The organism is Erythrobacter sp. 3-20A1M (assembly GCF_018636735.1).
In the GTDB taxonomy this organism is placed as follows: Bacteria; Pseudomonadota; Alphaproteobacteria; order Sphingomonadales; family Sphingomonadaceae; genus Alteriqipengyuania.
Genome location: NZ_CP045200.1, coordinates 22,091 through 45,173 on the forward strand (window position 1 = coordinate 22,091; position 23,083 = coordinate 45,173).

Annotated in this window: 23 protein-coding genes; 13 read left to right on the forward strand and 10 right to left on the reverse strand. The window is 65.6% G+C overall.

Annotated features, from left to right (window positions below):
* Positions 1 to 20: 20 nt before the first annotated feature.
* Genes carB through carA form a run of 3 tightly spaced genes read right to left on the reverse strand, consistent with a single transcriptional unit; the run spans position 21 to position 5,283 of the window.
* Complete coding sequence (carB, locus tag F7D01_RS00130; RefSeq protein ID WP_215228275.1) at positions 21 to 3,350, reverse strand: carbamoyl-phosphate synthase large subunit; 3,330 nt, start codon at positions 3,348 to 3,350, stop codon at positions 21 to 23.
* Positions 3,350 to 4,105: a hypothetical protein gene (locus F7D01_RS00135; RefSeq protein ID WP_215228276.1), complete on the reverse strand. Its 756-nt coding sequence runs from the start codon at positions 4,103 to 4,105 to the stop codon at positions 3,350 to 3,352. The genes carB and F7D01_RS00135 overlap by 1 nt, the downstream gene beginning before the upstream one ends.
* Positions 4,102 to 5,283 (reverse strand): glutamine-hydrolyzing carbamoyl-phosphate synthase small subunit, encoded by a 1,182-nt coding sequence (carA, locus tag F7D01_RS00140; RefSeq protein ID WP_215228277.1) that lies wholly within the window; start codon positions 5,281 to 5,283, stop codon positions 4,102 to 4,104. The genes F7D01_RS00135 and carA overlap by 4 nt, the downstream gene beginning before the upstream one ends.
* Positions 5,284 to 5,436: 153 nt before the next feature.
* Here carA and F7D01_RS00145 point away from each other — a divergent pair, with 153 nt between their 5' ends.
* From F7D01_RS00145 to F7D01_RS00190, 10 genes are all read left to right on the forward strand, one after another.
* Entirely contained in the window at positions 5,437 to 5,889 is a 453-nt protein-coding gene (locus F7D01_RS00145) for a GatB/YqeY domain-containing protein (RefSeq protein ID WP_215228278.1), read from the forward strand.
* Entirely contained in the window at positions 5,886 to 6,629 is a 744-nt protein-coding gene (locus tag F7D01_RS00150) for a hypothetical protein (RefSeq protein ID WP_215228279.1), read from the forward strand. The genes F7D01_RS00145 and F7D01_RS00150 overlap by 4 nt, the downstream gene beginning before the upstream one ends.
* A gap of 32 nt (positions 6,630 to 6,661) precedes the next feature.
* Positions 6,662 to 8,557, forward strand: a complete 1,896-nt coding sequence (gene dnaG, locus F7D01_RS00155; protein WP_215228280.1) for a DNA primase — start codon at positions 6,662 to 6,664, stop codon at positions 8,555 to 8,557.
* Positions 8,558 to 8,565: 8 nt separating this feature from the next.
* Positions 8,566 to 10,590, forward strand: coding sequence for an RNA polymerase sigma factor RpoD (gene rpoD, locus F7D01_RS00160; RefSeq protein ID WP_215228281.1), 2,025 nt, complete (start codon positions 8,566 to 8,568; stop codon positions 10,588 to 10,590).
* A gap of 74 nt (positions 10,591 to 10,664) precedes the next feature.
* The gene (locus F7D01_RS00165; RefSeq protein ID WP_215228282.1) at positions 10,665 to 11,606 is read left to right on the forward strand and encodes a retropepsin-like domain-containing protein; all 942 of its coding nucleotides are present in this window, start codon (positions 10,665 to 10,667) and stop codon (positions 11,604 to 11,606) included.
* Between the two features lie 164 nt (positions 11,607 to 11,770).
* Complete coding sequence (gene rpiB / locus F7D01_RS00170) at positions 11,771 to 12,235, forward strand: ribose 5-phosphate isomerase B (RefSeq protein WP_215228283.1); 465 nt, start codon at positions 11,771 to 11,773, stop codon at positions 12,233 to 12,235.
* Positions 12,232 to 13,557, forward strand: a complete 1,326-nt coding sequence (glyA, locus tag F7D01_RS00175) for a serine hydroxymethyltransferase (RefSeq protein ID WP_215228284.1) — start codon at positions 12,232 to 12,234, stop codon at positions 13,555 to 13,557. The genes rpiB and glyA overlap by 4 nt, the downstream gene beginning before the upstream one ends.
* Positions 13,558 to 13,568: 11 nt before the next feature.
* Positions 13,569 to 13,787 carry a hypothetical protein gene (locus F7D01_RS00180; RefSeq protein ID WP_215228285.1) on the forward strand — a complete coding sequence of 73 codons (219 nt, stop codon included), beginning with the start codon at positions 13,569 to 13,571 and terminating at the stop codon, positions 13,785 to 13,787.
* On the forward strand, positions 13,788 to 14,279 hold the full coding sequence (nrdR, locus tag F7D01_RS00185; protein ID WP_215228286.1) for a transcriptional regulator NrdR: 492 nt from the start codon (positions 13,788 to 13,790) through the stop codon (positions 14,277 to 14,279).
* Positions 14,280 to 14,283: 4 nt separating this feature from the next.
* Positions 14,284 to 15,021: an RNA methyltransferase gene (locus tag F7D01_RS00190; protein ID WP_215228287.1), complete on the forward strand. Its 738-nt coding sequence runs from the start codon at positions 14,284 to 14,286 to the stop codon at positions 15,019 to 15,021.
* A 4-nt stretch (positions 15,022 to 15,025) separates the two neighbouring features.
* On the opposite strand, the gene F7D01_RS00195 is transcribed toward F7D01_RS00190, so the two are convergent.
* Entirely contained in the window at positions 15,026 to 15,337 is a 312-nt protein-coding gene (locus tag F7D01_RS00195) for a chorismate mutase (RefSeq protein ID WP_215228288.1), read from the reverse strand.
* Between the two features lie 244 nt (positions 15,338 to 15,581).
* Between F7D01_RS00195 and rpsD the strand changes: the two genes are divergently transcribed.
* Positions 15,582 to 16,196 (forward strand): 30S ribosomal protein S4, encoded by a 615-nt coding sequence (gene rpsD, locus F7D01_RS00200; protein ID WP_215228289.1) that lies wholly within the window; start codon positions 15,582 to 15,584, stop codon positions 16,194 to 16,196.
* 99 nt (positions 16,197 to 16,295) lie between these two features.
* The gene (locus tag F7D01_RS00205) at positions 16,296 to 16,472 is read left to right on the forward strand and encodes a hypothetical protein (protein ID WP_215229854.1); all 177 of its coding nucleotides are present in this window, start codon (positions 16,296 to 16,298) and stop codon (positions 16,470 to 16,472) included.
* On the opposite strand, the gene tgt is transcribed toward F7D01_RS00205, so the two are convergent.
* Both tgt and F7D01_RS00215 read right to left on the reverse strand, forming a co-directional pair.
* On the reverse strand, positions 16,469 to 17,608 hold the full coding sequence (gene tgt / locus F7D01_RS00210; protein ID WP_215228290.1) for a tRNA guanosine(34) transglycosylase Tgt: 1,140 nt from the start codon (positions 17,606 to 17,608) through the stop codon (positions 16,469 to 16,471). The genes F7D01_RS00205 and tgt overlap by 4 nt on opposite strands.
* 4 nt (positions 17,609 to 17,612) lie before the next feature.
* On the reverse strand, positions 17,613 to 18,605 hold the full coding sequence (locus F7D01_RS00215; protein ID WP_215228291.1) for a YdiY family protein: 993 nt from the start codon (positions 18,603 to 18,605) through the stop codon (positions 17,613 to 17,615).
* A gap of 120 nt (positions 18,606 to 18,725) precedes the next feature.
* Between F7D01_RS00215 and F7D01_RS00220 the strand changes: the two genes are divergently transcribed.
* The gene (locus F7D01_RS00220) at positions 18,726 to 19,499 is read left to right on the forward strand and encodes a TSUP family transporter (protein ID WP_215228292.1); all 774 of its coding nucleotides are present in this window, start codon (positions 18,726 to 18,728) and stop codon (positions 19,497 to 19,499) included.
* Here F7D01_RS00220 and F7D01_RS00225 read toward each other — a convergent pair.
* The 4 genes from F7D01_RS00225 to F7D01_RS00240 all read right to left on the reverse strand — a co-directional run bounded on the left by F7D01_RS00225 (position 19,489) and on the right by F7D01_RS00240 (position 23,075).
* Positions 19,489 to 20,253 (reverse strand): ABC transporter permease, encoded by a 765-nt coding sequence (locus tag F7D01_RS00225; protein ID WP_215228293.1) that lies wholly within the window; start codon positions 20,251 to 20,253, stop codon positions 19,489 to 19,491. The two genes, F7D01_RS00220 and F7D01_RS00225, sit on opposite strands and share 11 nt — an antisense overlap.
* A complete protein-coding gene (locus F7D01_RS00230) occupies positions 20,250 to 21,206 on the reverse strand; it encodes an ABC transporter ATP-binding protein (protein ID WP_215228294.1) in 957 nt (318 codons plus the stop codon). The genes F7D01_RS00225 and F7D01_RS00230 overlap by 4 nt, the downstream gene beginning before the upstream one ends.
* Before the next feature lie 7 nt (positions 21,207 to 21,213).
* Positions 21,214 to 22,245 carry a tRNA preQ1(34) S-adenosylmethionine ribosyltransferase-isomerase QueA gene (gene queA / locus F7D01_RS00235; protein ID WP_215228295.1) on the reverse strand — a complete coding sequence of 344 codons (1,032 nt, stop codon included), beginning with the start codon at positions 22,243 to 22,245 and terminating at the stop codon, positions 21,214 to 21,216.
* Positions 22,246 to 22,349: 104 nt separating this feature from the next.
* The gene (locus tag F7D01_RS00240; protein ID WP_215228296.1) at positions 22,350 to 23,075 is read right to left on the reverse strand and encodes a peptidylprolyl isomerase; all 726 of its coding nucleotides are present in this window, start codon (positions 23,073 to 23,075) and stop codon (positions 22,350 to 22,352) included.
* Positions 23,076 to 23,083 lie beyond the last annotated feature (8 nt).

Here is a 23,083-nt window from a genome sequence, read left to right on the forward strand (position 1 = left end):
CGGAAGGGGAGAGCGTTCGTTCAGTTGACGCTATAATAATCCTGTAGCGAGCGGACTTCAAGCCGGGCGGAATCGACGGTGGTAATAGCCTCTGCCACGGCCACGCAGGCGGCCGCTGTGGTGTAATACGGCAGCTTCGCCTCCAGCGCCGACGCGCGGATCGATTGCGAGTCGCGCAAGGACTGCCACCCTTCGGTAGTGTTGAAGATCAAATCCACCTTCCCGTCGATGATCGCATCGACGATATGCGGCTGCCCCTCGGCGACTTTCTTCACCAGCTCGACCCCCAGCCCCTGCTCTTTCAGGAATGCCTGCGTGCCGCCGGTCGCGATCACGCGGAACCCGTGTTCGATCAGGCGGCGCACCGCGGGCAGGATCACCGGCTTGTCGCCGTCCTTCACCGATACGAACAGGGTTCCCGCGTCGGGCAGGCCCATGCCGACGCCCATCTGCGATTTCAGGAACGCCTCGGGGAAAGCGCGGTCGATACCCATGACCTCGCCGGTGGATTTCATTTCCGGCGAGAGGACCGGATCGGCGCCGGGGAAACGGCTGAAGGGGAAGATCGCTTCCTTCACGGCCATGTGACCCGGTTCCAGGCTCCAGGTTTCGAAGTTCGACAGCGGTTCACCCGCCATGATGCGCGCGGCGATCTTTGCAACCGGCTGGCCCACCGCCTTCGCAACGAAGGGTACGGTGCGGCTGGCACGCGGATTGACCTCGATCAGATAGACCTCCCCGTCCTTCACCGCGAACTGGACGTTCATCAAACCGCGCACCTTCAGCGCCATGGCGAGATCGGCGGCCTGCCGCTCCATCTCCGCCACTATTTCGCGCGGGAGGCTGTAGGGCGGCAGGGTGCAGGCGCTATCGCCCGAATGCACGCCCGCTTCCTCGATATGCTGCATCACGCCCGCGATGCGCACCTCGCTGCCATCGCACAGCGCATCGACATCGCATTCGACGGCGTCGCGCAGATATTGGTCGACCAGCACCGGACTGTCGCCCGACACATTGACCGCGGTGTTGATATAGTCGTCGAGCTGCGCCTCGGAATCGACGATCTCCATCGCCCGCCCGCCCAGGACGTAGCTTGGGCGCAGCAGCACGGGATAACCGATCATGCTGGCGACCGCGGCGGCCTCGTCCCGGCTCTTCGCGATGCCGTTGTCGGGCTGCTTGAGGTTCAGCTTGTTGACGAGCCGCGCGAATTGCTCGCGGTCTTCCGCAAGATCGATCGCATCGGGGCTGGTGCCCAGGATCGGGATACCCGCCTCCTCCAGCGCGCGCGCCAGCTTCAGCGGAGTCTGCCCGCCGAACTGCACGATCACGCCGACCAGCTCGCCCGCCTGCTGCTCGACCCGCAGGATTTCCAGCACGTCCTCCGCCGTCAGGGGCTCGAAATAGAGGCGGTCGGAGGTGTCGTAATCGGTCGAGACGGTTTCCGGGTTGCAGTTGACCATGATCGTCTCGAACCCGGCCTCGCTCAACGCGAAGCAGGCGTGGACGCAGCAATAGTCGAACTCGATGCCCTGCCCGATCCGGTTCGGCCCGCCGCCCAGGATCACGATCTTCTTGCGGTCGCTGGGGTTGGCCTCGTCCTCCGGCTCGCCGAAGGTCGGGGCTTCGTAGGTCGAATACATGTAGGGCGTGATCGCCTCGAACTCGGCGGCGCAGCTGTCGATCCGCTTGAACACCGGCTCCACGCCCAGCTTGCGGCGCAGCTTGCGCACCTCCTCCTCGCTGGTCGCGCCCGCCATCGCGCGCAGCGTGTCGTGCAGCAGGCCGCTGCGCCGCGCCTGCGTTTCGCCCAGACCGCCCGCGACCCCGACCGAACGCACCGCCAGCGTGGCGAGCCGCTTGTCGGAGAAGCCCATCGCCTTGATCCGCCGCATCTCCTGCGCATCGCGCGGCAGGCCGTTATGGCTGATCATCTGCTCTTCGTAGACGATCGCCTCGATCTGGCGCAGGAACCACGGGTCGTAATGGGTGACCGCCTGGATTTCCTCCATCGTCAGCCCCTCACGGAAAGCCTGCGCGACCTTCAGCAGCCTGTCCGGCGTGCGGCGCGACAGGGCCGCGGTGATGACATCCTTCGCGCAACCTTCCAGCTCGGTCACCCGGTTGAACCCGTCCAGCCCGGTTTCGAGGCCACGCAGCGCCTTCTGCATGCTTTCCTGGAAATTGCGCCCGATCGCCATGACCTCGCCTACCGATTTCATCGCGGTGGCGAGGTCGGGCGTGGCGCCCTTGAATTTCTCGAAGGCGAAGCGCGGGATCTTGGTGACGACGTAGTCGATCGTCGGCTCGAAACTCGCGGGTGTCGCACCGGTGATCTCGTTGGTGATCTCGTCCAGCGTGTAGCCCACCGCCAGCTTCGCGGCGACGTTCGCGATGGGGAAGCCGGTGGCCTTGGATGCGAGCGCGCTGGAGCGCGAGACGCGCGGGTTCATCTCGATCACGATCAGCCGGCCGTCGTCGGGATTGACCGCGAACTGGACGTTCGAGCCACCGGTCTCCACGCCGATCTCGCGCAGCACCGCGATGCTCGCGCTGCGCATGATCTGGTATTCCTTGTCGGTCAGCGTCAGTGCCGGGGCGACGGTGATGGAATCCCCGGTGTGCACGCCCATCGGATCGACGTTCTCGATCGCGCAGATGATGATGGCATTGTCGGCGCGGTCGCGCACGACCTCCATCTCGAATTCCTTCCAGCCGAGCAGCGATTCCTCGATCAGCACCTCGGTGGTGGGGCTGGCGTCGAGGCCCTCGCGCACGATCCGGTCGAATTCGGCGGTGTTGTAGGCGATCCCACCGCCCGTGCCGCCGAGCGTGAAGCTGGGGCGAATGATCGCGGGCAGGCCGGTGCGTTCCAGCACGGCGCGCGCCTGCTCGATCGTGTTGGCGACGCCCGACGCCGCGCTTTCGAGGCCGATCTTGTCCATCGCCTCGCGGAAGCGCTGGCGGTTCTCCGCCTTGTCGATCGCGTCCGCGCGCGCGCCGATCATCTCCACCCCATGCTCCGCCAGCACGCCCATCTGGTCGAGCTTCAGCGCGCAATTGAGCGCGGTCTGCCCGCCCATGGTGGGCAGCAGCGCGTCGGGTTTTTCCTTGGCGATGATCTTGGCGACGATCTCGGGCGTGATCGGCTCGATATAGGTCGCATCCGCCATGTCCGGGTCGGTCATGATCGTGGCGGGGTTGGAGTTGACCAGGATCACCCGGTAGCCCTCCTCGCGCAGCGCCTTGATCGCCTGCGTGCCCGAGTAATCGAACTCGCAGGCCTGCCCGATGATAATGGGCCCCGCGCCGATGACGAGGATGGAGGAAATGTCGGTACGTTTGGGCATTAGAGGTAGACCTTAAGAAGGTTGTATAGAAGCGCCAGGATACCCATTGCCGCAGCTCCTATGACCGCTTCAGCGGCAACTGTGCCTATCCATCCAAAAGTGGATTTTGCTTGGTTCCAAAGGCGGCGTGGCCGCCCAAGCCCAGACTTCAAAGCCTCGGCGATTTCTCTGACTTCCAGTTTGGCGACCTCGATCTCCGGATCAGTCATCTCGCCATAATCATTTGTGGAATCGAGCACTGCTAGGAAGTCGTCAAGGCGGGAAACAGCTTCAGCAAACGGAGCGGAATTATCGCTGAATTTCACCACCCGATCTGACGCTGGTGCCGCTTCCGCCATTCCTCCGTCCCGAAATCCAGCATTTCCGCTCGCCGCAGTGTAGACAGCGAATATGTCCTCAAACAACCGACTACCAATTGCCGAATGTTGTTTGGCCAAGTCATCGTTCGCAACCCAATTATTGCGATATTGGGTGAGCTTAGTGTTTTCGATATGGTGATAGTCGCCAGATACTGGATTAGTGAGGGTCTTGATCGCCCCAGCTTCCACTAAGCGGGAGACGATATCCTCCGACAACGCTGGGTATGGCCGGGAAACTTTCGGGCCATACCTCTGAAGTTTATCTACAATTTGATTTTGAACACTCTCTACGAATAGTTCACGCTTAACCCAACCTTCGGGCCATCCATTCTTCCACGCTGAAGAAAGCCAAAAAAAGGTTTCAACGCTCGGCTCAATCGCGGGTAGTTCGTTCACCCCAACATCCCCACGAACTTCTCGAACAGGTAGAAGCTGTCCTGCGGCCCCGGGCTCGCCTCGGGGTGGTACTGGACGCCGAACGCCTTCTTGCCCGTAATCGAAATCCCGCAATTGGAGCCGTCGAACAACGAGCGGTGGGTCTCGACAACCCCTTCGGGCAGGGTCGTGCCGTCGACCGCGAAGCCGTGGTTCATGCTGGTGATCTCGACCAGCCCCTCGGTCGCATCCCAGCCACCGCCGACGCGCTGGACCGGGTGGTTCGCGCCGCGGTGGCCCTGGTGCATCTTGGCCGTCTTCGCCCCCGCCGCCAGCGCCAGCATCTGGTGGCCGAGGCAGATGCCGAAGATCGGAATGTCGCGATCGAGCAGCGCGCGGATCGTCGGCACCGCGTACTCGCCCGTCGCCGCCGGATCGCCGGGACCGTTGGAAAGGAACACGCCGTCGGGCTCCAGCGCCAGGATGTCGTCGAGCGGCGTCCTGGCCGGCACCACGGTGACCCGCGCGCCCGCCTTCACCAGGTTGCGGAAGATGTTGTCCTTCGCGCCGTAGTCGATCGCGACCACGTGCGGCTTCTTGATCCACGGCGCGCGGCCGTATCCCTTGCCCAGCGTCCATGGGCCGCCGTCCCAGCCCTCGTGCTTCTCGCGGCTGACGCGATAGGCGAGGTCCATGCCCTCCAGCCCGGCCCAGCCCCGCACCCGCTCCAGCAGCGCGGGCAGATCGAACTCGCCATTGGGCGCATGCGCGATCGCGGCATTGGGCGCGCCGTTCAGGCGGATGAAGCGGGTCAGGGCGCGGGTGTCGATGCCCGACAGGCCGATCTTGCCGTTCGCGCGCATCCACTCATCGAACTTCTGCTTGCTGCGGAAATTGCTGTCAGGCGTCACCGCCTCGCGCACCACGCAGCCGAGTGCGCTTTCGACCTTCGCCTCGATATCCTCGTGGTTGGTGCCGACATTGCCGATATGGGGGAAGGTGAAGGTGACGATCTGCGCCGCGTAGCTGGGATCGGTCATCACCTCCTGATAACCGGTCATCGCGGTGTTGAAGCAGACCTCCCCCACGCTGGCGCCGATCGCGCCGAAGCCATGGCCCCACAGGGCGGTGCCGTCGGCAAGGAGAAGCAGCCCGGTCGCGCCTTTTGGTTGCGCAGGCGTAATGTCGGCAAGGGCCATGGGGCGCTCCGTTACAAGGGTTTTCCGGCGATGTGTGCTAAGTCACGGCGGCTAGGCCCCGGCCTCGCATTCGTCAAGCGTGGCGCGGCGGGAAGATTGGGTGTAACGCCGCGTCGAACCGCTAGATAGCGACTAACGATCCACAGGAAAGCCATGCTCAGGGAAAATATCCAGAAAGAAACCATCGCCGCGATGAAGGGTGGGGACAAGCCGCGCACCGCCGCGCTCCGCCTGATCTCGGCCAAGATCAAGGACCGGGATATCGAGCAGCGGACGGCCAAATCCGTGCCCGACGACGACGATCTGGTGCAGGACGTGCTGCTGAAGATGGCGAAGCAGCGCCGCGAATCGATCGACATGTACCGCGAGGGCGGGCGCGACGAGCTGGCCGAGAAGGAAGAGCACGAGCTGTCCGTGATCGAGGAATTCCTCCCCCGGCAGATGGACGAAGGCGAGACCAGGGCGGCGATCGCGCAGGTGAAGACCGATGTCGGTGCCGAGGGCATGAAGGACATGGGTAAGGTCATGGCCGAGCTGAAGGCGCGCCACGGCGCGACGCTCGACATGAGCATCGCCAGCGGCCTGGTGAAGGAAGCGCTGTCGTGAGCCGCCGGGCGCTGCTGGCGCTGGCCCTTCCCCTGCCCTTGCTCGCCGCCGGGTGCGACCGTGCGCGAGCGCCCGAGCCGGCACCCACGCCGACGCCCACCGTGGCGGCGCCGCGCAATCTCGTCGCCGCGAATTTCGATCCGGAGAGCCTCGGCGCGAAAATCGAAGGACCGAAGGGACCGGAGGTCGAGAGCGAGATTACCGCGGACGGCAAGACGATCGCCGATGTGGTGAGCTACGTCGCCTGTCCGAAGGATATGACCGAGGCTTGCGATCCCGAAACCGCACCCGAAGGCACCGTGTTCACTTACGTCCATGTCGTGACGCCGACGCAGGACGAGGCCGCACCGACCGAGAGCGCGACGCCCGCCGCCGATACCGAATCGGGTGCGCAGCGAATGGAGACCGCGCCCTCGATCTTCCGCACCACCCGCCGCGCGACCGGCTTCAACGGCGCGCTCGGCTACGACCGCGAGCAGGCCAAGGCCGCGCTGGGTGCCGAGGACGCAATCACCGTCACCACCGATGCGGGCCAGCTGATCTGGCGCGTGACGAAGGGCTCCGGCTGGACGCCGGGAATGCCGATCACCTTCTTCTGGCAATCGACGCTGCCGCCCGAGGGGCCGGGTTCGGCCTATCGGCTGGAGCTGAACAATCGCGCGGGCGACGCCACCGGGCCCTTCCCGCCCGAAAAGGCACCTGAGCCGAAATCGACGGGGACGGGTACCCCGGCAGGCTAGGCAGGCGGCGCCGCGCGCGTTACCTTTGCGCGATGGCGCTGACCCCCCAATGGCTGGACGAACTGCGCGCGCGGGTTACGCTGTCGAGCGTGGTCATGCGCACGACCAAGCTCCAGCGCGCGGGGCGCGAATGGAAGGCGTGCTGCCCGTTCCACAACGAGAAGACGCCCAGCTTCTACGTCAACGACGAGAAGGGCTTCTACCATTGCTTCGGGTGCGAGGCGCATGGCGACGTGATCCGCTGGATGACCGACCAGCGCGGCTTGCCGTTCATGGATGCGGTCAAGGAACTGGCGGCGCAGGCCGGGATGGAGGTCCCCGCACCCGACCCGCGCGCCGCTCGCGTGGCGGAAAAGCGGGCCAGCCTGCACGATGTGACGGCGGCTGCGCAGGCGCATTTCGTCTCCAATCTCGATGGCGTGGAAGGGGCGGCGGCCCGAGAATATCTCGCCGGTCGTGGCTTTTCCGCCGCCACGGTCCGCGAGTTCGGCTTCGGCTATGCCCTGCCGGACCGGCAGGCGCTCAAATCTGCGCTCGGCCAGTTCGACGAGCCGATGCGGGTCGAAGCCGGCATGCGCATCGAGGTCGAGGACAAGGAACCCTACGACCGTTTCCGCGACCGGCTGATGCTGCCGATCCAGGACACGCGCGGGCGGGTCGTCGCGTTCGGCGGGCGTATTCTTGCAGCGGACACCAAGGCGCCGAAATACCTCAACTCGCCCGACACGCCGCTGTTCGACAAGGGGCGCACGCTTTACAATCTGCACCGCGCCCTGCCCGCCTCGCGCAGGACCGGCCGGATCGTCGTGGTCGAAGGCTATATGGACGTGATCGCGCTGGCCGATGCGGGGATCGGGGAAGCGGTCGCTCCGCTGGGCACCGCGCTGACCGAGCAGCAGATCGAGATCCTGTGGCGCAGCGTCGAGCGCCCGATCCTGTGCTTTGACGGTGATGCGGCGGGCCAGCGCGCCGCGATGCGCGCGATCGCCCGCGCGTTGCCGCTGCTCCGTCCTGCCCACTCGCTGGGTATCGTCCGCCTACCCGCCGGGCTCGACCCGGACGACCTGATCCGCCAGCGCGGGAAGGATGCGATGGAGGCGCTTCTGGCCGAGCCTGCCGGGCTGCTCGATACGGTGTGGGCGGCAGAGCGCGATGCGCAACCGCTCGATTCACCGGAAGCCAAGGCAGGGCTTAAGGCGCGGCTGATGGAGCACGTGGAGCGGATCGAGCATCCGGACATCAAATCGCTCTATCGCCGCGAACTGCTCGACCGCTATTCCGCCTTCGCATTTCCGCCGCGCCCGCCACGCCAAGCACCCCAGCGCGGAAACTGGCAGAACCGCAACGGCCGCTTCCAGCCCACCCCGGCCCCCGCTCCCGGAGCGATGGAGGCGCTGCGCCGCAACGCCGCGGGCGGTGGGCGCGACCGTCTGACGGCGGCGGTCGCCGCTGGCCTGATCCGCTTTCCCGATCAACTCGCGCGCCATGAAAGCGCGCTGGCGGACCTTGCCGCGCGTGACCCGAAAGCCGCAGCGGCCATCAATCCGCTACTCGACATGATAGAAGCGCTTGAAGCGGGGGGCGAACATCCCATATCCGATTCGACCGGACCTGCGCCGCACGCGGATAAGAACCGCTTTGCCTTCCTGTCGGAAGGATACGATCCGGATGATGCGCGCGAGGACCTGGCCGAAGCCGTCGCCCTGCTGGTTGAAAGACCGGCGTTGGAGGCCGCGCTTGCGTCCGCCACCGCCCGTTTCGAGACCGATCCCGAAGGAGCCTTCGCCGAACAGCAGCGTTTGCTGAAGCGAAAGCTGGAATTCGAGACGCGGCTGGGCCAGATGACGGGTCGCAGGGCCGCACGCGCGGCGCGAGAACAGGAATTGGAGCCGGCGTCTTCCGACGGCGGCGTACAGGAAACGGACTGAAACCACTTATGGCTTCCGAAGCTAAGACCGCTGAGACCGACGACGCACCTTTGATCGATCTCAACGAGGCCTCCGTCAAGAAACTGATCGCGAAGGCGAAGAAGCGCGGTTACGTCACCGTGGACGAGCTCAACGAGGCGCTGCCGCAGGATCAGATGAGCACCGATCAGATCGAGGATGTGATGTCCGCGATCAGCGAGATGGGCGTAAACATCGTCGAGAACGACGAGGATGCCGAAGCGGAAGCGGACCAGGAATCGGAAGTCGAGGAAATCTCCGCCGACGACGGTCCGGCGAAGAAGGATACCAAGAAAGCCTCTCCCGCGGCTGCCAAGAAGACCGCCAGCGAAGGCCGCACCGACGACCCCGTTCGCATGTATCTGCGCGAAATGGGCGCGGTGGAGCTGCTCAGCCGCGAGGGCGAGATCGCCATCGCGAAACGGATCGAGGCGGGTCGCGACATGATGATCATGGGCCTGTGCGAGAGCCCGATCACCTTCCACGCCATCATCCAGTGGTCCGAGGCGCTGAACGCCGAGGAAATGCAGCTGCGCGAGATTCTCGATCTCGACGCCATGCTGTCCAAGGAACCGCCCGTCGACAAGATGGAGGAAGGTGCCGAGGACGAGGACGACGGCGAGATTTCCGAAGAGACCGCCGGTCCCACCATTCGCGACGACGACGAGGTGGAGGACGAGGACGGTGACGACGAGGATGGCGAAGAAGGCTCCTCCAAGCGTCGCGACGACGACGAGGAAGAAGACAACACCATGTCCCTCGCCCAGATGGAAGCCGCGCTGAAGCCGGACGCCATCGAACGCTTCGCGCGCATCACCGACACGTTTGGCAAGTTCGAGAAACTGCAGAACGAGCGGGTCGAGGTGCTCGGTCGCGGCGATGCCTTCCCCGCCGCGAAGGAGAAGAAATACGAAGCGCTACGCGAGGAATTGACCGCCGAGGTCGAAAGCGTGCAGTTCCATGCCACCAAGATCGAGTTCCTGGTCGACAACCTCTATGCCTTCAACCGCCGCCTGACCGCGCTCGGCGGCCAGATGCTGCGCCTGGCCGAACGCCACAAGGTGAAGCGCAAGGACTTCCTCGACGTCTATATCGGCAACGAGCTGGACGAGACCTGGCTGTCCGACAATGCGAAGAAGGATAAGAAATGGGCCGCCTTCGCCGAGAAGGAAGCCGAGGCGGTCGACCGCATCCGCACCGAGATCGGCGACATCGCCAGCGCTACCGGCATGAGCCTCGACGAGTTCCGGCGCATCGTGAACATGGTGCAGAAGGGCGAGCGCGAGGCGCGCATCGCGAAGAAGGAGATGGTCGAAGCGAACCTGCGCCTGGTGATCTCTATCGCGAAGAAATACACCAATCGCGGCCTGCAATTCCTCGACCTGATCCAGGAAGGCAACATCGGCCTGATGAAGGCGGTCGACAAGTTCGAATACCGCCGTGGCTACAAGTTCAGCACCTATGCCACTTGGTGGATCCGTCAGGCGATCACTCGCTCTATCGCCGACCAAGCGCGCACGATCCGTATCCCGGTCCACATGATCGAGACCATCAACAAGCTGGTGCGCACCTCGCGCCAGTTCCTCCACGAGCAGGGCCGCGAGCCCACGCCGGAGGAGATGGCGGAACGGCTTTCCATGCCGCTCGAAAAAGTGCGCAAGGTGATGAAAATCGCCAAGGAGCCGATCAGCCTTGAAACGCCGATCGGCGACGAGGAAGATTCGCACCTGGGCGATTTCATCGAGGACAAGAACGCGATCATCCCGGTGGACGCCGCGATCCATTCCAACCTCAAGGAAACCGTGACCCGCGTGCTGGCCAGCCTGACCCCGCGCGAGGAACGCGTGCTGCGCATGCGGTTCGGCATCGGCATGAACACCGATCACACGCTGGAGGAAGTCGGCCAGCAGTTCTCGGTGACCCGCGAACGCATCCGGCAGATCGAGGCGAAGGCGCTGAGGAAGCTCAAGCACCCGAGCCGCAGCCGCAAGATGCGCAGCTTCCTAGACCAGTAGGTGCGCCACGCGGGCTGGCGAGGCCGGGTGGCCGGGGCTGCGTCGATCGCGGTGTTGGCCACCCTCCTTACCGGTTGCACATCGTCTTGCTGCCCGACAATGTCGCGAAGTGGGAGCAGATCGCAAGCGCCCAAGCGGCGGGGACCGGGGAGGCAGGCGATCCAGTCGCCACCCCGCCACTCGTCCTCGACGCTGCGGGCGGCTATCTGATCGATGCCACTATCAACGGGCAGCCCGTCCGCCTGCTGGTATCCCTGCGCGACAGGGGCATCCAGCTGAAGGAGACCGCCGCCGAGCGCCTCGGGATTACCGAAGACAGTTCGCCGACCTCTATCAGGCTGGGCAAGAAGACGGTTCCAGGCCGCTACGCCACGGCGGAGGTCGCGATCGGACCCGTCCGCTCGTATCCGCGCATCGAGTGGTACGATGCCGATGTGGGTGCCGGCGCGGATGGCGTCATCAATATCGCCTACCTGCCTTTCCCATCGGTTACACTCAATCTGCGCCCCTCCACCGATGCCGACCGGTGGTCGACTCTTCCGACCGAGGATCGGGGAGGCTTTGCGGTGGTCTATCGCCATCTTGAAGGCGACCGGCGTATCGATATCCGGCCCGACCTCGAATCCGCGCAAACCGTGCTCACGACTTCCACCGGGGCCTTTCTCGCCGAACGGTTGGGTGGGACATGGACCGGGCCGGACGCGATGTATCCCATCGTCCACGGGATTAACCGACCGGTGCGTCCCATGACATTCGCAACGCCGCTTCGCGTCGGGGATTTCAGGATCGACAATGTCCTGGTGAGGCTGCGCGACTACCAGGGAGACGATCTGCTTCCCGCTTACGACACGGGTGAGAACGAAGACGAGAACACCATCAGGGTCGTGGGCGAAACGGATCGCACCAGAGCCGCGCATTTCCTCTACCTCGGTCGAGACGTGCTGGGCCGCTGCGCCAGCATCACCTATGTTCGCGAGACGGGGGACCTGCGGCTCCTTTGCCCGCCGTCTCCCTGAGACAAACTCGCCTGGGCGGGTTCAGCCCCTCTCCGCCATCCCGCACACCCCAACCTCGCCCCCTGCGGCAAGGAGCAAGAGCACCCGCAGGTCTGCGCCGCGCGGTGGCGGATGAATCGGACTTGCGGGTGGAACATGGCGGCACATGCGCGTATGTGCGCCCCATGCGTATCGCCATCGCCTCCGACCATGCCGCCATCGAGCTCAAGACCGCCTTGCGCGAATGGTTGATCGAGGAGGGGCACGAGGTCGCCGATCTCGGCCCCGACGGCCCGGAAAGCGTCGATTATCCCGATTACGGCTACCGCCTTGCCGAGGTGATTGCGGAAGGAACCGCCGAACGCGGCGTCGCCCTGTGCGGATCGGGCATCGGCATCTCGATGGCCGTCAACCGCAACGCCGCCGTCCGCTGCGCACTGGTGTCCGAACCGCTTTCCGCCGCCCTCGCGCGCGAACATAACGATGCCAACGTGATCGCCATGGGTGCGCGCCTGATCGGCCGCGACATGGCCGTCGCCTGCCTCGAAAGCTTTCTCGCCGGCGATTTCGCCGGTGGCCGCCACCAGCGCCGGGTCGACAAGCTCGGCGCTCCTCCCTTCCTCTCCGACAGGATCGAACCGCACCAATGACTGCAAGCGCCCTCAAAGAAGCCCCCGCGACCGACGCGCCCTGGCTCGATCGCTTCTGGAGCGATTCGCTAATCGATGCCGACCCGGAGATCCACGCGGCGATCGGTAACGAGCTGGAGCGGCAGCGCGACCGCATCGAACTGATCGCGAGCGAGAACATCGCCAGTGCGGCGGTGCTGGAGGCCGCGGGCAGCGTCTTCACCAACAAGTATGCCGAGGGCTATCCGGGCAAGCGCTATTACGGCGGTTGCGAATATGCGGACGTTGTCGAAACGCTGGCAATAGATCGCGCCAAGCAGTTGTTCGGATGCGATTTTGCCAATGTGCAGCCCAATAGCGGCAGCCAGATGAACCAGGCGGTTTTCCTCGCCCTGCTGCAGCCGGGCGACACTTTCATGGGGCTCGATCTCAACGCCGGCGGACACCTGACTCACGGATCCCCCGTCAATATCAGCGGCAAGTGGTTCAACCCGGTCAGCTACGGCGTTCGCAAGGACGACGAGCGGATCGATATGGACGACGTCATGGCTCTGGCGAAGGAACATAAGCCCAAGCTGATCATCGCGGGCGGGACCGCCTATTCCCGCGCCTGGGACTGGGCCGCCTTCCGCGAGGTCGCCGATGCGGTCGGGGCCTACCTGCTGGTCGACATGAGCCACATTTCCGGCCTGGTCGCAGGCGGCGCGCACCCCTCCCCCTTCCCCCATGCGCATGTGGTGACGACGACGACGCACAAGAGCTTGCGCGGTCCCCGCTCGGGCGTGATCCTGTGGAACGATCCGGACCTGACGAAGCCATTGAACATGGCCGTCTTCCCCGGCCTGCAGGGCGGCCCGCTGATGCACATCGTTGCGGCCAAGGCGGTCGCCTTCCGCGAGGCATTGCGGCCGGAGTTTCGCAGCTATGCCACACAAGTGGTTGAGAACGCACGAGCTCTCGCCGCCAGTCTGGAGCGGAACGGCCTGCGCGTCGTGTCGGGCGGCACGGACAACCACTCCATGCTGGTCGACCTTTCGGCCAAGGACGTGACCGGCAAGGACGCCGAGACCGGTCTCGATCGCGCCTGGCTGACCTGCAACAAGAACGGCATTCCCTACGACACGCGCAGCCCCTTCGTGACCAGCGGCATCAGGCTCGGCACCCCGGCCGGCACGACCCGCGGGTTCGGAACGGACGAATTCGCCGTCATCGGCGAACTGATCGCCCAGGTCGTCGATGGCCTTTCCCGCAACGGCGCCGAGGGCGACGGCCAGGTGGAGCAGGCGGTGCAGCAGCGCGTGAGCGAACTCTGCCAGCGTTTCCCGGTCTATCCCGGTCGATAAGGAGGAACATCATGGACGAGCGTGAACCGGAAAAGCGCGACTGGGTCGAGGATACGCGCGAAGAAATCACCGGCATGGCGCGTGGCGGGATGGATCATCCCTCCACCAAACCTGTGCCGACCGGTCTCGCCATCGGCGCGCTGGCTGGTGCAGTCCTGCCGGGCCTGAGCATTGCCATCGGCGCGATCGCCGGCGGGGGCTTCGCCCTCTACGACCGGATGCGCCGCTGAATGCGCTGCCCGTTCTGCGCGCATGACGACAGCCAGGTAAAGGACAGCCGACCCGCGGAAGACAATGCGGCGATCCGGCGGCGACGGCAATGCGCCTCTTGCGGCGGCCGCTTCACCACCTTCGAGCGGGTCCAGCTGCGCGATGTCGTCGTGGTCAAGGCGGGCGGAGACGGGCGCGCGGCGCGGCGCGAGGCGTTCGAACGCTCGAAACTCGAACGATCCGTCATGCTCGCCTGCCGCAAGCGCAACGTGGCGCAGGAGCGGATCGATCAGCTGGTGTCCGGCATCCAGCGCCAGCTCGAAACCTCGGGCGAGAGCGAGGTCGCCTCGTCCCATATCGGCCAGCTGGTGATGGACGGTCTGAAGCAGATCGACAGCGTAGCCTATATCCGGTTCGCCAGCGTCTATCGCGATTTCAGCGAGGCGCGCGATTTCGAGGAATTCGCCAGCACCGTGCAGGACGCGGCGCGCGACGAACGGACCGCGGGCTGAAACGATGTCGGATACGGCAACCAAACCCGCGATCGTGCTCGTGCGCCCGCAACTGGGCGAGAATATCGGCAAGGCCGCGCGGGCGATGCGCAATTTCGGGCTCACCGACATGCGGCTGGTCGCGCCCCGCGACGGCTGGCCCAACCCCGCGGCCGGCCCCGCAGCGGCGGGAGCGGACGACGTGCTCGGCAATGCGCAAGTGTTCGACAGCGTGGCGGACGCGGTGGCCGATTGCGCGCATGTCTATGCCACCACGGTGCGCAAGCGCGGCGTGACCAAGCCGGTCCACACGCCGGAAGAGGCCGCGCGCGAGATCAACGCGGCGACCGGGCGCTCGGCGTTCCTGTTCGGGCCAGAGCGATCGGGGCTGGAGACCGAGGACGTCGCCCTCGCCCGCGCGATCGTGACGGTGCCGATCGATCCCGGCTTCGGTTCGCTCAACCTCGCCCAAGCGGTCATCCTGTGCGCGTATGAATGGTCGAAAGGTCAGGGCCAGGCCCTGGTGCAGCCGACACAGGAGGATACCCTCCCCCCTGCGCCTCAGTCCGAGCTGGAAGGACTGATCGCCCATCTCGAGACCATGCTGGAGCCCAAGGGCTACTTCCTCCCGGCATCGCGCGCCGAGGCCACCCGCCGCACCCTGCGCACGATCCTGACCCGCCCCGGCTGGAACCATCTGGAGGTCCGCACCCTGCGCGGCGTGCTCAGCTCGCTGGGCCGCGGAGACCGCCTGGAAGACTGAGCTATCAGGCGCGCTGGCGATCCCACTCGGCGAGCTCGTAGGCGATCGAGCCCTCTACCAGGCGGTCCCAGATTTCCGCGATCACATCGCCCGGCAGGCCGCGCTCGATCGCGTCGGCCATCGCCGCTTCTATGACCGCCCGCTTGCGCGCCTCGTCGCGCACGCTGTCGCGATCCTGCTTGATCCGCGCGGCGGCGCGCATGTAGCCGAAGCGCTGTTCGAGCAGCGTCATCAGCGCGCGATCGGTGGCGTCGACGCCCGTGCGCACTTCGGGCATGGTCTGGCATTTCTCGGGTGATTTGATCGCATTGGTCATGCGCGGTGCAGTGGCGGCAACGCGGCGGTTTGTCGAGGGATCACGATGGCCCACGACGCTTGACTTCGCACCTGCACCCGCTATTGCGCGCGCTTCACTTCGGCACCGCGAGACACGTCTTGCGCCCGATTGGCCCCGCATCCCGGTGAAGCGGCGGCCGCATCACGGATGATTGCCGTGATGGTGCGGACCGGGTTCAACGGGGCGGCGCTGGGCCGCCCCATGCAAATTGGAAGGAAATACCATGTCGAAGCGCACCCGCGCCAAGCACAAGCTCGATCGCCGTATGGGCGAGAACATCTGGGGCCGCCCGAACTCCCCGGTGAACAAGCGTTCCTACGGCCCCGGCCAGCACGGCCAGCGCCGCAAGGGCAAGACGTCCGACTTCGGCCTGCAGCTGCGCGCCAAGCAGAAGCTGAAGGGCTATTACGGCGACGTGACCGAGAAGCAGTTCAAGGGCACGTACCAGCAGGCCTCGCGGATGAAGGGCGACACCGGCCAGAACCTGATCGGCCTGCTCGAACGCCGGCTGGACATGGTGGTCTATCGCGCCAAGTTCGCGCCGACCATCTTCGCCGCGCGCCAGATCGTGAACCACGGCCACATCCGCGTGAACGGTGTGAAGTGCAACATCGCCAGCCGCCGGGTCGATGTCGGCGACGTCATCAGCCTGGGCGACAAGGCCAAGGACATGGCGCTGGTGATCGAGGCGCAGAGCCTGCCCGAGCGCGATATTCCCGATTACGTCGCGCCCGACGGCAACGACAAGGTGAGCTTCACCCGCGTGCCGCAGCTGGACGAGGTGCCCTACCCCGTCACCATGGAACCGAACCTGGTGGTCGAGTTCTACTCGCGCTGATCGCCGGTCACATACCGAACACGAAAAGGGCGGCCCGCGGGTCGCCCTTTTTCTTTTCTATCAAAGGTTTATTTGGTTTCCGCTGGAACCGGATTCGTTGTGAAGCGCTTATTCGGCGTCATGCCGCACTATCGCTACATCACGCCGCGCAGACGCGGTAAATGGTACGCCAACCTGATCGATGCACAGCGCCAGGCGAGTGCGATCGGCGCGGGATTTCTCGACGGATCGGGCAGCTTCGTCCCCTATCGCGGGACGATCCTCGAACTGCGCTAGGAAGCGTGCGACCGCCCAAGGTAATCGGCGCGGAATTGCGCAGCGAAGCCTGCGAACCGCCCCGCCGCGATCGCATCGCGCATCGCCTGCATCAGGCGCTGGTAGAAGGTGAGGTTGTGTTCCGTCACCAGCATCGCGCCCAAGATCTCGCCCGCCTTGTTGAGGTGATGGAGATAGGCGCGGGAGAAGCGGGTGCAGGCGTCGCACGGACACCCTTCCTCCAGCGGCTCAGGATCTTCCGCGAAACGGGCATTGCGCAGGTTCAGCGGGCCGTTCCAGGTGAACGCCTGACCGTTACGCCCCGATCGGGTGGGCAGCACGCAATCGAACATGTCGACGCCGCGCTCCACCGCGCCGACCAGATCATCCGGCTTGCCGACGCCCATCAGGTAACGCGGCGCATCCTCGGGTAGCTGGGCGGGCGCGAAATCGAGCGTGGCGAACATCGCCTCCTGCCCCTCCCCTACGGCGAGGCCGCCGATCGCGTAGCCGTCGAAACCGATCGCGCGCAGGGCCTCTGCCGAGCGGGCCCGCAAGCCTTCGTCGAGCGCCCCCTGCTGGATGCCGAACAGCGCCGCCCCTTCCGCATGGGCGCCGCCCGCATCGAAGGCGTCGCGGCTGCGCTGCGCCCATCGCATGGACAATTCCATCGACGCCTCGATCTCCGCCAGCGGCCGGTCGGCGCGCGGGCATTCGTCGAACGCCATGACGATGTCGGAGCCGAGCAAGCGCTGAATTTCCATCGAGCGCTCCGGGCTCAGCATATGCTTCGACCCGTCGATATGGCTGCGGAACTCGACGCCTTCCTCGGTCAGCTTGCGCAGGTCCGACAGGCTCATCACCTGATAACCGCCGCTATCGGTCAGGATCGGGCGGTCCCAGTTCATGAAGCGGTGGAGGCCGCCCAGGCGCGCGACGCGGTCGGCCCCCGGGCGCAGCATCAGATGGTAGGTATTGCCCAGCAGGATGTCGGCGCCGGTTGCGCGCACGGTCTGCGGCTTCATCGCCTTCACCGTTGCCGCCGTGCCCACCGGCATGAAGGCGGGCGTGCGAATCTCGCCGCGTCGCATCGCGATCGTGCCGGTGCGCGCCGCGCCGTCCGTCGCGGCGACGGTGAAGCTGAAACGGGCGGACATCCGGCTAGAAGCCGTAGACGAGCGTGAAGCGCGACAGCGTATCGGTCGTCACCGCCCCCGGCGCAGGGTTGCTGTCATATTGCAGCTGGTAGGTGAACTGCGTGCTGACCCGGTTGCTCACCTTCGCCTTCAGGCCCGATACCAGATTCAGCGTCGTGTTTGAGGAATCGAAGAAGACGGTGGCGTTGCTGCCCGTCTCGGCCACCGCATTGCTCGACTGGGTGAAGGTCAGCCAATCGCTGATCCGCCAGTTGGCATCCGCTCCGATCAAGCCCGCAAGCCGGTCGTCCGCCGTTCCGTCACGCAACTCCGTCCGGCGATAGGCCGGACCGGCCTTCACGGAAATCTTCAGCCCGTCGCGATTGACGAGATCGTATCCCGCCCCCGCCGACAACGCATAGCGACCGTTGAAGCCCTGGAACCGGTCGCGTTCGTATTGCGCCAGACCATAGACGAAGAACCCGTCCTGCACGTCGTAGCGCGGCTCGTAGGCGGCGAAATACTTCTCGCGCGTGGTGGTGCCGTTGGACCGCTGGTAATCGAAGGTTCCACGCAGCTGGTGCGTCCAGTCGAGCCCTTCTCGCGTCAGCTTCAGTCCGGCGCTCACCCCCACATTGTCGCTGTTGCCCGAAGACTGGAACGCGCCGATCTGCCCTTCGCCCGTCCAGCGTTCGAACACCCCGGCGGTGCGGATGGCTTCTTCCTGCTGCTCCTTGGCCAGGCGCTTCTCTTCCGCCTTACGATCGCGGAATTGCTTATGGATCGCCGCGAGCTCTTCGGCATTGTCGGGATTGGTCTGCTTGGCGAGCTCGACCACCGTCTTGACCTTCGCCTCGTCGCCGGTCGCGATCGCCGCATCGATCATTGCGCGCACGGGATCGGGCAGCGACGCTGCAGGGGCCGCCGGTGCCGCCTCGTCTTCAGTCGGCTCGGCATGGGCCGGGGCGGAGGGGAACGCGACCAGCGCGGCGGCAACGGGCAGGACGAAACCTTTCATCGAAGACCGGTTAGCGGGCTTCGCGCGCGTGATAAAGAGGGTGTGAGGGCAGGAAACGACCAGCGGTTATAGGGCCGCGACCTTGCGAATGGCCGCGATTGTCCGCATGGCACCGCGACCATGCTGCTGCTTGCCTTCCAACCCGAACCCTGGCTGATCGCACTGATGACCGGCGTCGCCGTGCTGACCGGTTTCGTGGACGCGATCGCCGGCGGCGGCGGGCTGATCATGATGCCCGCGCTGTTCGCCGCCGGATTGCCGCCGCACCTGGCGCTGGGCACGAACAAGATCCAGTCCGTCTTCGGCACCACCACCGCCTGCGTCAATTACGCGCGCGGCGGACTGGTCGAATGGCGCAGCTACGCGCCGCTGGTCGTGGTGGTGTTCGTCGCCTCGATCGCCGGGGCGTCACTGATCCAGACCATTTCCTCCGAAACGCTGGCCTATATCGTCCCGGTCTTCCTGCTGTTGATGGCGGGCTATGTCATCTTCAGCCCCCGCATGACGGACGAGGACGCGCATGTCCGCCTGTCGCGTCGCGGCTATACCCCGGTGGCGGGCGCGATCGGCTTCTACGACGGGTTCTTCGGCCCCGGCACCGGGCAGTTCTTCACCACCAGTCTGGTCGCGCTGCGCGGCAAGGGGCTGACCCGCGCGGCCGCCAATGCGAAGCTGTTCAATGCCGCGACCAACTGGGCTGCGGTGCTCGCCTTTGCGCTGGGCGGAAAGATCTTGTGGGTGATGGGCCTGACCATGGCGGCGGGCGCGATGCTGGGTGGAACGCTGGGCAGTCGCTTCGCCATGCGCCACGGCGCGCGGATCATCCGCCCGCTGATGATCGTCGCCTCGCTCGGCCTGACGGCCAAGCTAATCTGGGACGCGGTTACGACCTGAGCCGCCATCCGGTGCGGAAGATGACGGCGATGATCGCGATGAACACCGCCAGCACCGCCACGGTAAGCCCGGCGGCGATCCAGATGTTCACGTCCGCCTGGCCGTAGAAAGTCCAGCGCAGGCCGCTGACAAGATAGACGATCGGGTTGAAATAGGCGACCGTCCGCCACGGCTCGGCCAGCATGTCGATCGAATAGAACGTACCGCCCAAGAAGGTCAGCGGGGTCAGGATCAGCAGGGGCACCATCTGCAGCTTCTCGAACCCCTCGGCCCACAGGCCCAGGATGAAGCCCAGCAGAGAGAACGCCGCCGCGACCAGCATGATGTAGAACACCGCCAGGATCGGGTGCGCGATGGTGTAATCGACGAACAGGGTCGCGGTGACGAGGATGATCGCGGCCAGGATCATGCTCTTGGTGATGGCCGCGCCGACGAAGCCCAGCAGCGTTTCGACCACGCCCACCGGTGCGGACAGCAGCTCGTAGATCGCGCCGGTGAACTTGGGCATGTAGATCCCGAAGCTCGCATTGCTGGTGCTTTCGGACAGCAGTGTCAGCATCAGCAGGCCGGGCACGATGAAGGCGCCGTAATTCACGCCGTTCACCGCCTGCATCCGGCCGCCGATCGCCGCACCGAAGACGATGAAATAGAGCGAGGTGGTCAGCACCGGGCCGATGATGGAGCCGAAGGTCGTGCGGCGGAACCGCGACAGCTCGTTGCGGTAGATGGCATAGGCCGAGCGCCAGGCGATCATGCGGCGTGCTCCGTTGCGTGATGGTCGCGCTCGACCAGATCGACGAAGATGTCCTCCAGGCTCGATTCCTTCTGGTCGAGCGCGGCATAGGCGATGCCACGCCGGGCTAGCTCCTGCGCCAGTTCGGCAACCTCCGCCTTGCCCTTCCCCGTCCCGTCGCCGCCGCGATAGGCCAGCGTATGGCCGTCGTCCTGCAAGGTCACCGCCTCCGCATCGACCCACTCTGGCAGCTCGGTCATCGGCTGGACCAGCGTGAAATGCGCCTCGGTCCGGCCGAGCCGCTTCATCATCGCGTCCTTGTCGTCCACCAGCAGGATGCGCCCCTTGTCGATCACGCCGACCCGGTCGGCCATCTCTTCGGCTTCCTCGATGTAATGGGTGGTGAGGATGATGGTGACGCCCTGCGCGCGCAGACCGTCGATCTGCCGCCACATGTCGCGGCGTAGCTCAACGTCGACGCCGGCCGTCGGCTCGTCCAGGAACAGGATGTCGGGATCGTGCGCCAGCGCCTTCGCGATCAGCACGCGGCGCTTCATCCCGCCCGAAAGCTTGCGCACCTGCTCTTTCTTCTTGTCGCCCAGGCTCAGCGAGCGCAGCACCTCGTCCACCCGCGCATCGTCCGGCCCGCGCCCGAACATGCCGCGCGAATACTTCACTTGCCGCTCGACCGTGTCGAACATGTCGACGCCGATTTCCTGCGGTACCAGGCCGATACGGCGACGCGCGTCGCGCCAGTTGTGCTGAAGATCCTCCCCGAAGGCGCGGATGGTGCCGGACGTGACCCTGACCAGCCCGCACACGGCCCCGATCAGCGTCGTCTTCCCCGCGCCGTTCGGCCCGAGCAGGGCGAAGATTTCGCCCTTGCGAATGGAAAGGTCCACATTGTCGAGCGCTTTCAGCCCGCTCGGATAGACCTTGGTCAGGCTCTCAAGTTCGAGGATCGGCTCGCTCATGCGCGCTTCATGGCAGCAGCAGCGAGGAATCGCCATAGGAATAGAAGCGATAGCCGTGCGCGATGGCGTGGGCATAGGCGGCCATCATGCGCTCGCGCCCCATCAGCGCGCTGACCAGCATCATCAGCGTCGATTTCGGTAGATGGAAATTGGTCATCAACCCGTCCACCGCGCGGAACGCGTATCCCGGGGTGATGAAGATCGCCGTATCGCCCGCGAAGGGCTGGATCGTGCCGCTATCGTCCGCCGCGCTTTCGAGCAGGCGCAGGCTGGTGGTGCCGACCGCGATCAGGCGGCCGCCCGCGGAGCGCGCGGCGTTGAGCCGAGCGGCGGTTTCGGGCTCGATCCGGCCCCATTCGGCGTGCATGGCGTGATCGTCGGTATCCTCCGCCTTGACCGGCAGGAACGTGCCCGCCCCCACATGCAGGGTCAGCGTCTCGCGCCCGATCCCGCGCGCGTCGAGCCGGTCGAGCAGCCGGTCGGTAAAATGCAGCGCGGCCGTGGGTGCGGCGACGGCCCCCTCCTCGCGCGCGAAGATCGTCTGGTAGTCTTCCCGGTCCCGTGCGTCGGCCGGGCGTTTACCGGCGATATACGGAGGCAGCGGCACTCGGCCCGCTCGGTCCAACAAGACCTCCACCGGCTCATCCCCTTCGAAGGCCAACGTCCAGCTGCCATCCGCCGCGCGTTCTTCCGCAATAGCCGTCACGTCCGCCCCGAATTCGATCCGGTCGCCGGGCCGCAACCGCTTGGCATTGCGCACGAAGGCCTGCCAGCGCCGCAGGTCGATCCGCTTGTGCAGCGTCGCGCCGATCCGCGCCTCGCCGCGTCGCCCCTCCAGCTGGGCGGGAATGACCCGCGTATCGTTGAAAACCAGCACATCGCCCGGCTGCAACAGATCGGGCAGGTCCAGCACGGTGCGGTTCGCCAATGGCGCGTCCGCGCCATCCACGACCAGCATCCTCGCCGCATCGCGCGGCACGGCGGGGCGCAGCGCGATGAGCTCTGGGGGGAGGTCGAAATCGAAAAGATCGACTTTCATGGAAGGCGATCCCGATTGTCTTGGGCTGGTCGAAAGGCGCGCATGGTGGGCGCGCCGCTATAACAGATGGGCGGGCACGTCACGCCCCGCCCGCGCGGCTCAACTCACTGCTGGCCCGGCGCGCTCGGCAGATCGGCGGTGATCGCACCCTGGCTCTGCACGCCCTTGGGCAGGACCGTCGACGCGACCGGCATCGGCTTGTCGTCCGAAGCGATGGACGCCTGCACGATATAGGTTGGGTCCTGCGGCGGTTCCCCACGATGGATCGCGTCCACCGCATCCATTCCGGCGATCACCCGGCCGAAATTGGTGTAGTTCCGGTCGAGCGCCAGCTTGGGATAGAAGACGATGAAGAACTGGCTGTTCGCGCTGTTTTCGCCCGCGGCGCGCGCCATCGACACGGTGCCGCGCACATGCGGCATCGGATTGAACTCCTGCTGCAGGTCGGGAAGCTGCGAACCGCCCTGCCCGGTCCCGGTCGGATCGCCGGTCTGCGCCATGAAGCCATCGATCACGCGGTGGAAGATCACCCCGTCATAGAAGCCCTGCCGGGCCAGCGTCTTGATCCGCTCCACATGCTGCGGGGCCCAGTCGGGCATCAGGCGGATCGCGACGCGCTGCCCGTTCGACAGGTCGAGCAGCAGGATGTTGTCGCGGTCGTCCTCGGGATTGAAATCGACCTTCGCATAGGCGCTCGCGGGGCGCGGCGCCGCGGTCGCGGCGACTTCCGCCGTCGCGGTCGCGTTGTCATCCTGCGTGTCGTCCTGCGCGAAAGCGGGGGAAATGGCCATCGCGGCAAGGGCGTTGGCGGCGATGAGGCGTTTGATCATGGTAATCC